General features: G+C 60.8%; 8 protein-coding genes. 4 read left to right on the top strand and 4 right to left on the bottom strand.

The genetic code is table 11. The annotated features are described in order from the left end of the window. Positions 1-105: 105 nt before the first annotated feature. The 4 genes from mdoH to pip all read right to left on the bottom strand — a co-directional run bounded on the left by mdoH (position 106) and on the right by pip (position 6,477). Positions 106-2,682, bottom strand: a complete 2,577-nt coding sequence (mdoH, locus tag ACCD02_RS22620) for a glucans biosynthesis glucosyltransferase MdoH (protein ID WP_413306790.1) — start codon at positions 2,680-2,682, stop codon at positions 106-108. Further along, positions 2,675-4,660, bottom strand: coding sequence for a glucan biosynthesis protein G (locus ACCD02_RS22615; protein ID WP_413306787.1), 1,986 nt, complete (start codon positions 4,658-4,660; stop codon positions 2,675-2,677). Before ACCD02_RS22615 ends, mdoH begins: the two co-directional genes overlap by 8 nt. Before the next feature lie 251 nt (positions 4,661-4,911). Next, positions 4,912-5,349 carry a D-aminoacyl-tRNA deacylase gene (dtd, locus tag ACCD02_RS22610; RefSeq protein ID WP_413306785.1) on the bottom strand — a complete coding sequence of 146 codons (438 nt, stop codon included), beginning with the start codon at positions 5,347-5,349 and terminating at the stop codon, positions 4,912-4,914. A gap of 156 nt (positions 5,350-5,505) precedes the next feature. Further along, positions 5,506-6,477 (bottom strand): prolyl aminopeptidase, encoded by a 972-nt coding sequence (gene pip / locus ACCD02_RS22605; RefSeq protein WP_259104229.1) that lies wholly within the window; start codon positions 6,475-6,477, stop codon positions 5,506-5,508. Positions 6,478-6,796: 319 nt separating this feature from the next. Between pip and ACCD02_RS22600 the strand changes: the two genes are divergently transcribed. From ACCD02_RS22600 to ACCD02_RS22585, 4 genes are all read left to right on the top strand, one after another. Further along, a complete protein-coding gene (locus ACCD02_RS22600; RefSeq protein WP_413306782.1) occupies positions 6,797-9,250 on the top strand; it encodes a glycogen/starch/alpha-glucan phosphorylase in 2,454 nt (817 codons plus the stop codon). A 363-nt stretch (positions 9,251-9,613) separates the two neighbouring features. Further along, complete coding sequence (locus ACCD02_RS22595; RefSeq protein WP_413306779.1) at positions 9,614-12,505, top strand: DUF2339 domain-containing protein; 2,892 nt, start codon at positions 9,614-9,616, stop codon at positions 12,503-12,505. Beyond that, a complete protein-coding gene (locus tag ACCD02_RS22590) occupies positions 12,502-13,884 on the top strand; it encodes a DUF3999 domain-containing protein (protein WP_413306776.1) in 1,383 nt (460 codons plus the stop codon). Before ACCD02_RS22595 ends, ACCD02_RS22590 begins: the two co-directional genes overlap by 4 nt. Positions 13,885-14,052: 168 nt before the next feature. After that, entirely contained in the window at positions 14,053-15,063 is a 1,011-nt protein-coding gene (locus tag ACCD02_RS22585; protein ID WP_413306773.1) for a class 1 fructose-bisphosphatase, read from the top strand. The last annotated feature ends 96 nt before the right edge of the window (positions 15,064-15,159 follow it).

Below are 15,159 nucleotides of genomic sequence, written 5' to 3'. Positions count from 1 at the left end.
GATTTATCCGCGAATACGGCAGGTCAGACGATGAAGATCTATCGAATGTACCTGCCTCTTCGCGAATGAATTCGCTCCCACATTAGTTACAGCTCAGCTCAAGCCTCAGGCATGCACCAGGGCATGCGCCGGCTCGACCACCGCCGGTTGCAGCGGCAGCAATGGCGAGTGCGGATCGGCTTCGATGGACGCGCGCCACGCAGCCAGCCATTCAGCGTGACCTTCGCTCCAGACCTGCTCATGCAGACGACCCAATGCCACCGGGTCACTGAGCAGCATCAGGCGCTCCTGGTTGCTGAGCATTGCCGGGCCGACTTTCAACGCATGGCGAACCCGCTCCTGGCGCATCAGCTCGATAGGCTCCGCGAACTTATGGCGCGAGGTGGCCAGGGCGCAGGCCAGGGCGTTCTGCCGCGGATCGACGACGGAGCGGATAAAACCGTCCTTCAATGCGTGCCAACGGTTCTCGTGGGTGTACTGATCGGTTGCCAGCAACTCTTGCGGCGGCGCGTATTCCTCGGGAATGAGGAAGAACTTCTCGTCGCGCGCCTTGAGGCCCAGGCCAGTGCGGCTGGAAATCACCGAAACCGGAATAGACAGCATCAGCGAGCCGACAATCGGCGCCAGCCACCACAGGAAGCTGGGATTCAGCCACGCCACCAGCAGGGCCCAGCAGGCACCCAACAGGGTTTGCGGACCGTGGCGTTTGACCGCCTCAAGCCATGGCGTAGAGTCATCGTCGCGTTGCGGCGAGTTCCAGGTTGCAGCCCAACCAAGAAATGCGGCCAGTACGAAGCGGGTGTGGAACAGCATGCGCACCGGAGCCAGCAGCACCGAGAACAGCATCTCCATCAGCATCGACAGCGTGACCTTGAACTTGCCACCAAAGCCGATAGCGCCCTTGGCCCAGATCAGAATGACACTGAGCAGTTTGGGCAGGAACAACAGGACGATGGTGGTGGAGAACAGGGCGACGGCTTTTTCCGGGTGCCATTGCGGCCAGAGCGGATACAACTGCCGCGGTTCCATGAAGTAGGTCGGCTCCATCAGCGTGTTGACCGCCAGCAGCGCCGTCGACAATACGAGGAAGAAGAACCACAACGGTGCAGACAGATACGACATCACGCCGGTCAGGAACACCGCACGGTGCACCGGGTGCATGCCCTTGACCAGGAACAGGCGGAAGTTCATCAGGTTACCGTGGCACCAACGACGGTCACGCTTGAGTTCGTCCAGCAGGTTCGGTGGCAGTTCTTCGTAACTGCCAGGCAGATCATAGGCAATCCACACGCCCCAGCCAGCACGGCGCATCAGCGCAGCTTCAACGAAGTCGTGGGACAGGATCGCACCGGAGAAGGCACCTTTACCCGGCAACGGCGCCAGGGCGCAGTGCTCGATAAAGGGCTTCATGCGGATGATCGCGTTGTGCCCCCAGTAGTGGGACTCACCCAACTGCCAGAAGTGCAGGCCGGCAGTGAACAGCGGGCCGTAGACGCGGGTCGCGAACTGCTGCATGCGCGCATACAGAGTGTCCATGCCCGACGCCCGTGGCGCGGTCTGGATGATCCCGGCGTCCGGCGTGGCTTCCATCAAGCGCACCAGGCTGGTCAGGCATTCGCCGCTCATCACGCTGTCGGCGTCGAGGACGACCATGTAGCGGTACTCGCCACCCCAGCGACGGCAGAAGTCGTCGAGGTTGCCGCTCTTGCGTTTCACACGACGACGACGGCGACGATAGAAGATCTTGCCGAAGCCCTTGGTCTCGCGGCAGACGTCCAGCCAGGCCTGTTGCTCGGCAACGCAGATATCGGTTTCGTTACTGTCACTGAGTACGAAGAAGTCGAAGCGATCCAGGTCGCCTGTAGCCGCAACCGACTCGAAAGTCGCTCGCAGACCGGCAAACACCCGCGCCACGTCTTCGTTGCAGATCGGCATGACCAGCGCGGTACGCGCGCCGGCTTCGATCGGCTCATTACCGGCGCTGGCACCGGAAATGCGGTATTTATCGCGTCCGGTAAGCAGCTCCAGAAAGCCCATCAGAGCAGTCCAGAAACCGGCCGACACCCAGCAGAACAGAATGCCGAACAGCAACAGAATGCTGCTCTGCAAGGCATAAGGCAGGACCTGCAGGGCCGTCTGCATCAGCGACTGGCGGGAGATTTCGTCAAACGAAACCAACGACCAGCCCTGATACGGCATGATGCCTTTCATGTACCAGCTGGCGACAATGGTCTGACCCAGCATCAGAAGCAGCAGGATATAGCGACGTGTCGAACCCACGGTACGCCAGCGCGCCTTGGGCAGCTCGCGTTTTTCCGGCTCCGGCGCGTTGGTGCGACCGGTCAGGCGCCGCCAGCCACGCACCAGGATATTGGTGCGCCATGGCTCGGGGACGACCTTGGTCCGCTGAATCGGCGGCGTGGCTTTCAGGCAAACGCGACCACTGGCATCGAGGCCGAGCATTTCGGCCTCCTGCAACTCATCAGCGGTGGCCAGGGTCAGGCGACGGCCTACCGAGACCTGGGCAGGTTCGGTAGTGTCGACACCCGGCTGGGCCGAAAGGCGTTGATGCAGCTCACTGAAAGACTGGCAGCTGGCAAGTTCTGCCCGCTGCTCGTCACTCATTGGCAGGTGCGCCAGGTACTCGCTCAGCGAGACTGGCGCTGATATGGAATTACTCATCGGCTGGCAACTGGTAGCTCCAGGTCTCGGTCAAGACTTGCAGGGTCTTGGCTGAGTCTGGAAGGGTGGATGCAGGACCATGGGCAGGCTGCTGAGACTCTTTACCGTCCTTCACGCGGGCGGCATCGGCCAGCGCAGCTTCAGGGCGATCAGCAGCATCAGTCTTGGCGGTTTCAGTGACCGCTTCCGGCTTGGCAGCAGCAGCGTCAGGCTTGATCGCTTCAGCTTTGGCCGCATCGGCCTTGGCTACGTCAGCCTTGGCAGGCTTGCCTGCTTCGGCTTTCTGAGCTTCCGGCTTGGCGGCGTCAGCCTTGGCCACTTCCGGTTTGTCGGCGGCTTTCGGCGCTTCCTTGGCTTCTTTGGCAGCCTTGGCGGCAGCGGCTTTCTGCTCGGCCTTGTCTTTCTCGGTGACCAGCAGTGCAGGCTCCTTGCCAGGCTCGGCAGGCAACTCACGCAGCAGGTACGCGCGCATTTCGATCGGCTTGTTGTTGTCCTTGACCTTAAGACGCAGGGTCAGGCGGTAGCCTTTGGTCACCGGGTTGTAACGCAGGTTGTTTTCGACCAGTTCGGTGTTGTCATCGGTGGTGACCTGACTGCGGATCGTTGGATCTTCAGGCAGGGCGGCCAGTACCGGACCTACGAAATCAACCAGGAACGCCACGGTGCCGTCAGGCTGGCGGATCAGATTGGACTGACGCACGTCACCGATGGAGCGCAGGGTCTGCTTGACCCAGCCCAGATCAGGCGAGTGAATGGCTTTTTCGTCCATGGTCCAGTGCAGGCGATAGTTGAAATCAACAGATTCGCCCGGTGCCGGCTGGGTTTCCGGCTTCCAGAACGCAACGATGTTGTCGTTGGTTTCATCGGCAGTCGGGATCTCGACCAGATCGACGGTGCCCTTGCCCCAATCGCCTTTGGGCTCGATCCAGGCACTTGGACGCTTGTCGTAACGGTCGTCGAGGTCTTCGTAGTGACTGAACTCGCGGCCACGTTGCAGCAGACCAAAGCCACGCGGATTCTCGACCGAGAAGCTGCTGACCGACAGGTGTTTAGGATTGTTCAGCGGACGCCAGATCCACTCGCCATTGGCTGCCTGAATCGACAGACCGCTGGAGTCATGCAGCTCACGGCGATAGTTAGGCACGCGCGAAGGCTGGTTGGCTCCGAACAGGAACATGCTGGTCAGCGGCGCAACGCCCAGCTTGCCGACCTTGTCACGCAGGAACATGCGCGATTTGACGTCGACCACGGTGTTGGTGCCCGGACGCAGGGTCAACTGATAGGCACCGGTGGCGCGCGGCGAATCGAGCAGGGCGAAAATCACCAGATGGTTTTCATCCGTCTGCGGCTTCTCGATCCAGAACTCGGTGAAGCGCGGGAACTCTTCGCCCGACGGCATCGCGGTATCGATGGCCATCCCACGTGCCGACAGACCGTATACCTGGCCTTTGCCGATTACGCGGAAGTAACTGGCGCCGAGCATGGTCATGACTTCGTCGTTCTTGTCATCCTTGTTGATTGGATACAAGACGCGGAAACCGGCATAACCGAGTTTCTCGGTGGCCTTGGGATCGAACTTCACGTCGCCGAAATCGAAACGACCGGCGTCGTACTTGATTTCGTGAACATCGGTCGCGGTGACTTCGTTGATTTTGACCGGCGTGTCGAAGTGCATGCCCTGATGATAGAAGGACAGCTTGAACGGAGTCTTGTCCGTTGCCCACTCGGCCTTTTCCTCGCGGAAACGGATTTTCTGGTAGTCCGCGAACTTCATGTCGCGAAACTCCGCCGGAAGATTGCTCTTCGGCGCTTCAAACTTCTTGGCGGCCAGATCCTTTGCCTTGGCAGCTACATCTTCCAGATCGAAAGCCCAAAGCTGGGAAGCGCTGAACAGGCAGATCAGGGCAGAACTCGCCAATAGCGCGCTGCGCAGCCGCTTGCCAGGTGTTTTAGGTGCATTACAGGGACTAACAATCACGAGCAACCCTCGCCGAAAACAGTGAAAAAACCAACGGCCAGCTATCAGATGCCGGGTTGGCGAGCAATGTTCCGACTCCTAAAAGACTTGGGAATTCCCCAAGAGGTGTCGAAGCACACTCAAACCAAGCTAAATGGACCCACTCACGTGATCCCCGTAGCGCGCGATTATCTAGTAGCGCGCGTGACAACGCATCAGGTGAAACGAAGTATTTATTGCTTTTAAGCCTAATAAATCCGGGCGGACCGGGTTTAGCTCTCCAACAGAAATGTCACAGGGCCATCATTGATCAAATGGACCTGCATGTCTGCACCAAATTGGCCCGCTTGTACCCCCTCGTGCGAGCTTTTCGCCTTGTCGAGCAAGTAGTCGAACAACTCGGCACCCAGGGCGGGAGGTGCGGCCCTGGAAAAACTGGGACGCATGCCACTCTTGGTATCGGCAGCCAGTGTGAATTGTGAAACCAACAATAGCCCGCCGGCGACATTGCGCAATGAAAGATTCATCTTGCCGTCGCCATCACTGAAGACCCGGTAGTTGAGCAACTTGTGCAGCAACTTGTCGGCGCTTGCGGGGGTGTCCTGGGGTTCGACGCCGACCAGTACCAACAGGCCCTGATCAATGGCCCCGACAATATCGCCGTCCACTTCGACGCGCGCGCTGCGCACGCGCTGTAACAGTGCTTTCATTTATCTACGTCTCTGCCAAATGCGATGGGAGGAATCATGTGGGAGCGGATTAATCCGCGAAGAGGCCAGTACATTCAGTGCATCTGGAGCGCCTGAACGACCATCTTCGCGGATGAATCCGCTCCCACAAAAACCTCGACACCCTGCAAATTAATCTCAGGCTTCTTCCGGCGGCAGATCCAGCAGGCGCCGGGCCACTTCGGCGGCCGCCCGCACCAGTGCATCGGTGATCCCCGGCTCGGCAGCGGCGTGGCCCGCGTCGCGGATCACCTGCAGCTCACTGTTGGGCCAGGCCTGATGCAGCTCCCATGCGTTGTCCAGTGGGCAGATAACGTCGTAGCGGCCATGGATGATGATGCCCGGCAAATGGGCGATCTTGGGCATGTCGCGAATCAGCTGGTTGTCCTCGAGGAAGGCCTTGTTGGTGAAGTAGTGGCATTCAATGCGGGCAATGGACAAGGCCCGTTGCGGCTCGGAGAAGCGATCGACCATGGTCGAGTTCGGGCGCAATGTTGCCGTACGGCCTTCCCAGGTGGACCACGCCTTGGCCGCGTGCATCTGGGCGATCTGGTCGTTACCGGTCAGACGCTTGTGGAATGCGGTGAGCAGATCGCCGCGCTCGTCCTGCGGGATCGGCGCCACGTAGTCCTGCCAGTAATCGGGGAACAGGCGGCTGGCACCCGCCTGGTAGAACCAGTCGATTTCCTGCTGGCGCGCCAGGAACACCCCGCGCAGGATCAGCGCATGCACGCGGTCAGGGTGAGTCTGGGCATAGGCCAGGGCCAGGGTCGAGCCCCACGAGCCGCCGAACAACACCCACTTATCTATGCCCAGATGCGTGCGAATGCGTTCCAGGTCTTCGACCAGATGCCAGGTGGTGTTGTTTTCCAGATTGGCGTGGGGCGTCGATCGGCCGCAGCCACGCTGATCGAAAGTCACGATACGGTAGAGGTTCGGATCGAAGTAGCAGCGACTCTGCGCATCACAACCAGCGCCCGGCCCACCATGGATAAAGACCACCGGCAGCCCCTCGGGCGAGCCGCTTTCATCGACATACAGCACATGCGGCTCTTCCACGGCCAGATCGTGCCGGGCGTAAGGTTTGATCTGCGGGTACAAAGTCTGCATAGGTGCTCCATAGGTCCTGTTCAGGGGCTTCTATTATTGTGGCGCAGTGGCTGCGAGCCTCTAAGTCGAACAGCCAGTGCGAGCCATCATAAACCCGAAACAGGGATAGTTCATGCTTCTCGACAATCCTTGGGTTAAGGCTGGAACGATCAATGCAAGCGTTTTGCCAATTGCTTGGCTCGGCGAACGCATATGATCCCGCTGTGTCGAACCCTGGCGCGTGCTCTCAGTTTTTTAGTTTTTTTCAGGCAATAACCGGGGACACGCCCTACAGTCAAAGAACCCCTTCCTTCGTCTGACTAGCTTGAGGTCGTAATTGATGTCTCAGGAACCACCACTCGTTCGTGACGCTGAAGTGGCCGCTTTTCGCGCCGCTGTTCTCGCTAAACTCACCTATGCCGTGGGCAAGGACCCTGACCATGCCTTCGAGCATGACTGGTTTGAAGCCGTTGCCCTCGCGGCGCGCGACCATATGGTCGAGCACTGGATGGATCACACGAGGCAGATCTATCGCACAGTACAGAAGCGGGTTTATTACCTGTCCCTGGAATTCCTTATCGGTCGTTTGTTGTACGACAGCCTGAGCAACCTCGGCCTGCTGGAAATCGCTCGTGAGGCGATGACCGAGCTGGGCGTGGATATCGAGCGCATCCGCCTGCTTGAGCCCGATGCAGCCTTGGGCAACGGTGGCCTCGGTCGCCTGGCAGCGTGCTTCATGGAAAGTATGTCGACCCTGGGCATCGCCGGTCACGGTTATGGCATTCGTTATGAGCATGGGTTGTTCCGTCAGGCCGTGGTCGATGGCTGGCAACAGGAACAAACGGAAAACTGGCTGGATTTCGGTAACCCATGGGAGTTCGAACGTCCGGAAGTGGTGTATTCCATCGGCTTCAGCGGCAGCGTTGAAACCCTGCTCAGCGAGACCGGCGAATCGCATCAAATCTGGAAACCGGCCGAAACCGTCCGTGCCATTGCCTATGACACACCGGTAGTCGGCTGGCGCGGTGCCAGTGTGAACACCTTGCGTCTGTGGCGCGCCCGTGCGGTAGGTGACTTGCACCTTGAGCGTTTCAACGCCGGTGACCACTTCGGTGCCGTGGCCGAAGTGGTGCGGGCTGAGAGTATTTCCCGCGTGCTGTACCCCAACGACGCCACCGAGGCCGGGCAGGAACTGCGCCTGCGCCAGGAGTACTTCTTCGTTTCGGCTTCGCTGCAGGATCTGCTGCGTCGCCATCTGAACATGCACGCCACGTTGATGGACCTGCCGGAACACGCGGCGATCCAGATGAACGACACTCACCCGTCGATTGCCGTGGCCGAACTTATGCGCCTGCTGATTGACACCCATGGCATCGCTTGGGACGCCGCGTGGAAAATCACTGTCGGCACGCTTGCCTACACCAACCACACCCTGTTGCCCGAAGCGCTGGAAACCTGGTCCGTGGGCCTGATGGAACGCATGCTGCCGCGGCACATGCAGATCATCTACCTGATCAACGCCCAGCACATCGACACCCTGCGTGCCAAAGGCATCCATGACTTCGATGTGCTGCGTGCGGTATCGCTGATCGAAGAAGACAACGGCCGTCGCGTGCGCATGGGTAACCTGGCGTTCCTCGGCTCCCACAGCGTCAACGGCGTCTCGGCGCTGCACACGCAACTGATGCGCAAGACGGTGTTCGCCGAACTGCACAAGCTATATCCGGAGCGGATCAACAACAAAACCAACGGCATCACCTTCCGCCGCTGGCTGTTCCAGGCCAACCCGCGCCTGACCGAAATGCTCATCGAAGCCCTCGGCCCGGATATTCAGGACAATATGGAAACCGGCCTGCGTGGCCTGGAACCGTTTGCAGAAAAGAGTTCGTTCCGCAAACAGTTTGCCGATCAACGCCTGCACAGCAAGCGTGCCCTGGCGGCGATCATCCATGAGCGTTTGGGTATTGTGGTCAATCCGGCAGCGATGTTCGACGTGCAGGTCAAGCGAATCCACGAATACAAGCGCCAGTTGCTCAATCTGTTCCACACCGTGGCGCTTTACCAGGCCATTCGCGCCGAACCGGGCACCGACTGGGTCCCCCGGGTGAAGATCTTCGCGGGCAAGGCGGCTGCCAGTTATCACTCGGCCAAGCTGATCATCAAGCTGACCAACGACATCGCCCGTACCGTGAACAACGACCCGACCGTGCGCGGCCTGCTCAAGGTCGTCTTCATGCCCAACTACAACGTCAGCCTGGCCGAAAGCATCATTCCGGCGGCGGATCTGTCGGAGCAGATATCCACAGCCGGGCTCGAGGCATCGGGCACCAGCAACATGAAGTTCGGCCTGAACGGCGCGCTGACCATCGGCACCCTGGACGGCGCCAACGTGGAGATGAGCGAGCAGATCGGCCTCGAGAACATGTTTATCTTCGGCATGACTTCTCGGGAAGTGGAAGCCCGCAAACACACGGGCGACTTCAGTGCCCACGCCGAAGTCGCCGCCTCGGGGCGTCTGAACGATGTACTGCAAGCGATTCGCGGCGGGGTGTTCTCGCCGGATGATCCGAACCGCTATATCGGGCTGATCGACCAGTTGCTGGCCTATGACCGCTTCCTGGTCTGCGCCGATTTCGATTCGTACTGGGCGGCCCAGGCCAAGGTCGAGGAACGCTGGCACGACTCCAAGGCCTGGTGGCGCTCGGCAGTGCTGAACACCGCGCGCATGGGCTGGTTTTCTTCGGACCGGACCATTCGCGAATATGCCGGGGAGATCTGGAAGGCGTTGGATTAAGCAACTACAACCAGTGAGGGCACACTCTGTGGGAGCGAATTGTGGGAGCGAATTCATTCGCGAAGAGGCCGGTACATCCAACGCGTCTTCAGCGACTTGAATACCGCTTTCGCGAATGAATTCGCTCCCACAGTAGCGCGTGCATACCGTCGGATCTGTGGGAGCGGATTCATCCGCGAAGAGGCTGCTCTGGCTTTACAGCAAACATAGAATCTCCCACAGTTCCGCCCATGCGCGCCTACAGGTGTGATGCCCCTCGCAAAATCGCAAAACCGCGCAATTTTTTGTGCTGTGTCCGGTCTGACGCCTGTCTATTACAAAACATGTCGCTCCTTCCAGACAGGCAAGACAAGGACTTAACCCGTGCAATGGATTCTGATGCTGCTTGGCCTGGTCTTTGGCGCCATGGGCAGCGACTACCCACTGGACCCCTTCAGCGGCGCGGCCATCGGCGGCTCGGTCGGCTGGGTGCTGGGCATGAGCATTCATGTGTGGCAACTGCGCCGCAAAAGCGCCCGCCAGGGTGAGCAACTGGAGGTGATGCAGAAAACCGTCGAAGCCCTGCAACAACGGCTGTCGATGCTCGAGCATCCACCCACCTCTTCCTTTAATAAGGCCGCCGCCAGTCAACCGGTTCAAGACAGCACGCCGCTGCCGGACACCATCTGGGTCGCCAGCAAGGACGACGAACCCGAACTGAGCTGGGACTTGCCAGCCGAAATCACCACTGCGGCAACCCCGCAACCCACTGCGGCAGACTGGAACACCGAGCCCGTCAGCCCTCCCCGTCCGCAATCGCCTGCCGCACCCGCTGCGATCAATTGGCTTGATCGTGGTCTGGATGCCGCCAAAGGCTGGCTGCTGGGCGGCAATACCGTGTTGCGGGTCGGCGTAGTCCTGCTGTTCCTCGGCCTGGCCTTCCTGCTGCGCTATGCCACCGAAGGCATGGTGATCCCGGTGGAAGCCAAGTACGCCGCAGTGATCGTCTGTGCCCTGGCACTACTGGGCCTGGGCTGGTGGCTGCGTGGGCGCAATCCGGCGTATGCCTTGACTCTGCAAGGCGCCAGCGTCGGGGTGATCTACCTGACGATTTTTGCCGCGATGAAGCTCAATGCCCTGATCGACCCGGCCATGGGCTTCGCGCTGTTGGTGGCCGTTACTGCGTTCTCGGCCATTCTGGCGGTCAAGCAGGATTCCCTGGCCCTGGCCTGTGCCGGTGCCCTCGGCGGTTTCGCCGCGCCGCTGCTGGCGTCTACAGGTCAGGGCGGCAACCATATCGCCCTGTTCAGTTATTTCACCCTGCTCAACGCCGGGATCTTCGCCATCGCTTGGTTCAAGGCGTGGCGCCCGCTGAACCTGATCGGTTTCTTCGGCACTTTCGGCATCGGCGCCGCCTGGGGCATGAAGGCCTACAACCCGGAACTGCTGTGGAGCACCGAAGGCTTCCTGATTCTGTTCTTCCTGATGTACCTGGCCATCGGCCTGTTGTTCGCCCGGCGCAGGCTGGAAGAACTGGCCAGCGGCCCCGAGGATGACAGCCGTGGCGCCATGCTGCGCTGGTCGGCGCGGCAGAGCAGTTATGTCGACGGCAGCCTGCTGTTCGGCACACCCATTGTCGGTTTCGGCCTGCAATATGCGCTGGTCGGCCATCTGGAGTTCGGCGCGGCGATCAGTGCCCTGGCGCTGGGGCTGATTTATATGGGCATCGCCCGCCTGCTGGCGTCGCGCACGTCCGGGCGCGCCCTGCTGTTGGTCGAGACCTGCCTGGCCCTGGGCGTGGTGTTTGCCACCCTGGCCATCCCCCTGGGCCTGAATTCGCAATGGACGTCGGTGTCCTGGGCCATCGAAGGCGCGGCGGCGTTCTGGCTCGGTCTGCGCCAGAACCGCATGCTGGCCCGGGCTTTCGGCCTGTTGCTGCAAGTCGGCGCCGGCCTTTCATTCATCAACGAACTGAACGCCTGGTACTCGCCACTCTTTGCCCATGGTGATTACTGGACGCCGATGATTCTGTCCCTTGCCGCCCTGATCAGCGCCCTGTGCGTGGAGCGGATCAGGACGGCGAGCCTGTTCAATCGCGAATTGCTGTCGACATTGCTGCTGGTCTGGGGCGGCGCCTGGTGGGGCGTGGGCCTGATCAGCGCGTCCTGGCGCCTGGCACCGCCTGATTTGCGCGTGGTTCTGTTGCTGGCCCTGGCGGCGGTCAGTCTCGCCCTGTGGACCGTGATCAGCGTGCGCCTGCGCTGGCCCGGCCTGGCGATGCTGTGCCTGGCATTGCTGGGGCTGGCGCTGATCCCCGTCAGCGGCGTCCTGCTGGCCTACAAACTCGGCCCGGACTATCACCCGAGCGCCAATTGGGGCTGGCTGGCCTGGCTGGTGCTATTCGCCGTGCACCTGCGTTCCTTGCGCAGTCTGGAGCAGATCCTCCCGGCCAAGGCGGCGAGCATTGCCCATGTACTGGGTTGCTGGCTGATCCTCAGTGTCGTCGCCCTGCAAGTGCGTGACGTAGTGATGGCCTTTTCCGAGCCCTACAACGCCTGGCGCTGGCTCGGTTGGGCGCTGGTGCCAAGCCTGTATCTGCTGGCGATGGCTGCTGCGCGGCAATGGCCGTGGCCGGTGGCTACTCACCCTCGCGAATATCGGGTCTGGGCTGCGGCGCCGGTGGCCGGTCTGATGCTCGCATGGTTCTGGCTGGCCAATACTTTCAGTGATGGCAATGCCGATCCACTGGGCTATGTACCACTGGTCAATCCACTGGAAATCGGCCTGTTGTTCGCCCTGACCGGAGTGTTCCTGTGGATCAGCCGCAACCTCCATCAATTGGGCATCAGCCAGCATCAATGCCAGCGTCTGGCCTGGCTGGTCGCCGGGGCTTCGCTGTTTGCCCTGGTCACGGCCATGGTCATGCGCACCGCCCATCACTGGAGCGCTGTGCCCTGGGCGGCGGACGATCTGCTTGAGTCCATGCGCGTACAGGCCGGGTTGTCGATCGTCTGGACGTTGATGGCCCTGGCCCTGATGATCGGCGGTCACCTGCGCGTACGGCGCGAAATCTGGATTGCCGGTGCGGTGCTGATCGGTGTCGTGGTTGCCAAACTATTCTTTGTCGAACTGAGCAACCGTGGCGGCATGGCGCGGATTGTCTCGTTCATCGGCGTCGGTATCCTGCTGTTGGTCGTGGGCTACTTCGCCCCGCTGCCGCCCAAGCGCGCAGCCCAGGCCGCAGTCGAACCCTCGCCGGAAGCGGATTTGTCATGAGGAAGCCGTACTTGAGTGCCCATGCATTGTTAAAAAGCCTGTTGTGCGGGGCCGTTCTGCTGACGGCCCACCTTGCTCAGGCCCAGGAAGCCGCCGCCGACTTTGCCAGCCAGACACCTCTGACTCTCAGCGGCGAAGGCCCCTGGTATCGCCTCGAACTGCCCCTGGCCGTGCAACTGCAAGCCCGCCAGGCCGACCTCGCTGACGTGCGCATCTTCAACGCCGAAGGCCAGCCCCAGGCCTTTGCGCTGGCGCAAACTCAGGCACAGCGCCCGACCGAGCAGGCGCAAGTCGCGGTAAAAATGTTTCCGCTGTACAACAGCACCGACAAGCGCGACGCCGTGCCAGTGGTAAGGCTGCAGCGCTCGAGCAATGGTACCGTCGTCGAAGTGCTGCCCCAGGACGATATCGAAGCCGGTGACGAAGTGCTGCGCGGCTGGCTGCTGGACACCAGCGCGGTCAAGGTGCCACTGGAGCACCTGACCCTGGACTGGAGCACCGAACACGAAGGCTTCCAGCATTTCACCATTGAGGCCAGCGACGACTTGCAGCACTGGGCGTCGTGGGGCAGCGGCCAGGTCGCCAGACTGTCGTTTTCCGATGAGCTGGTCGAACAGCGTGAAGTCGCCCTGCCAAGCCAGAAGGCCCGTTATCTACGCCTGCTGTGGACAACGCCGAACGTGCCGACCCTGACCTCGGCCATGATTCTCGGTGCCGCCAACGATGCACCGCCAGCGCCCCTGAGCTGGTCGCCGCCCTTGACCGGCAAACTCGACAAGCCCGGCGAATACCTCTGGGAGCTACCCACCAACCTGCCAGTGGAACGCCTGCGCTTTGAGATCGCCCAGGCCAACAGCCTGGCCCCCGGCACCCTTTACGGGCGCCTGGACAGCAAGAAACCATGGCAGGCTATTGGCAGCGGCCTGTTGTACCGCCTGACCCAGAACGGTCAGGACGTGACCCAGAATGAAATCCAGCTGGCGGGCTACCCGGTACGGGAACTGAAACTGGAAGTGGACGAGCGCGGCGGCGGCCTCGGACCCGAGGCGCCGAAACTGCATTTTGCCGTATCGACGACGCAGGTGGTCTTCCTGGCCCGCGGCAATGGCCCCTTTACCCTGGCCATCGGTAATGCGACAGCGCCTGCGGCAAACCTGCCGATCAACACCTTGATTCCCGACTACAACCCGCACAAGCTCGCCAGCCTGAGCAGCGCGGCACCGACCAAAACACCTGTAGTCAGCCTGACACCGCTGGCACCTGCGCCGATGGTGATCGACTGGAAGCGCATCGGTCTGTGGGCCTTGCTGGTTCTGGGGGTAATTTTCCTCGGCTGGATGGCCTTGAGCACCCTGCGCGCCGCGCCGCCAAAATCTTGATCCGCGTCGCCCGTAAGCGGGCGATTTGTGGCTACGCTGTCTATCTGAGCCAAAACAGCAGGCAAAACCTGAACTCAATCCGCTGCAAGCAGGTCTGATGGGCAGTATTACGCTCGCACACGCGGTAAACTGCGCGGGTTTTTCATCCCCATACTTTCGGAGCACTCCATGTCCCGCGTTACCCTAAGTCGCTATCTGATCGAGCAGACCCGCAGCAACAACACCCCTGCCGATCTGCGCTTCCTTATCGAAGTAGTGGCTCGTGCGTGCAAGGAAATCAGCCATGCCGTCTCCAAAGGCGCGCTGGGCGGTGTGCTAGGCAGCATGGGCACCGAGAACGTGCAGGGCGAAGTGCAGAAAAAGCTCGACGTGATCTCCAACGAAATCCTTCTGGAAGCCAACGAGTGGGGCGGTCACCTGGCCGGCATGGCATCCGAAGAGATGGACAACGCCTACCAGATCCCCGGTAAATATCCGAAAGGCGCCTACCTGCTGGTATTCGACCCACTGGACGGCTCGTCGAACATCGATATCAACGCCCCGGTCGGCACCATCTTCTCCGTGCTGCGTTGCCCGAACGAATACCTGAGCCAGAACGAAGCCCTGAACGAAAAGGCCTTCCTGCAGCCTGGCACCGAGCAGGTCGCTGCCGGTTATGCCATCTACGGCCCGCAGACCATGCTGGTGCTCACCCTGGGTGACGGCGTCAAGGGCTTTACCCTGGACCGTGAAATGGGCAGCTTTGCCCTGACCCATGAAGACATCAAAATCCCGGAGACCACTCAGGAATTCGCCATCAACATGTCCAACCAGCGGCACTGGGAAGCACCGGTACAGCGCTACGTCGGCGAGCTGCTGGCCGGTGAAGAAGGCCCGCTGGAGAAGAACTACAACATGCGCTGGGTGGCCGCGATGGTTGCAGACGTGCATCGCATCCTGACCCGTGGCGGTCTGTTCATGTACCCGCGTGACAGCCGCGAGCCGTCCAAGCCGGGCAAACTGCGCCTGATGTACGAAGCCAACCCGATGTCGTTCCTGGTGGAACAGGCCGGCGGCGCATCCACCGACGGCCACCAGCGCATCCTCGACATCAAGCCTGAAGGCCTGCACCAGCGTGTCGCAGTGTTCCTGGGTTCGAAAGAAGAAGTCGAACGCGTGACTTCGTACCATAAGGCCTGATGGCTTGAGCCACCCCGCAATCGGTGATTGCGGGCGTGAAGAGTAGATTCATGGTGGGAGCGAATTCATTCGCGAAGAGGGCAGTACAGTCGACAT

The organism is Pseudomonas sp. Pseusp88 (assembly GCF_047303955.1).
Lineage (GTDB): Bacteria > Pseudomonadota > Gammaproteobacteria > Pseudomonadales > Pseudomonadaceae > Aquipseudomonas.
This window is presented reverse-complemented; position numbering and strand designations above follow the sequence as displayed.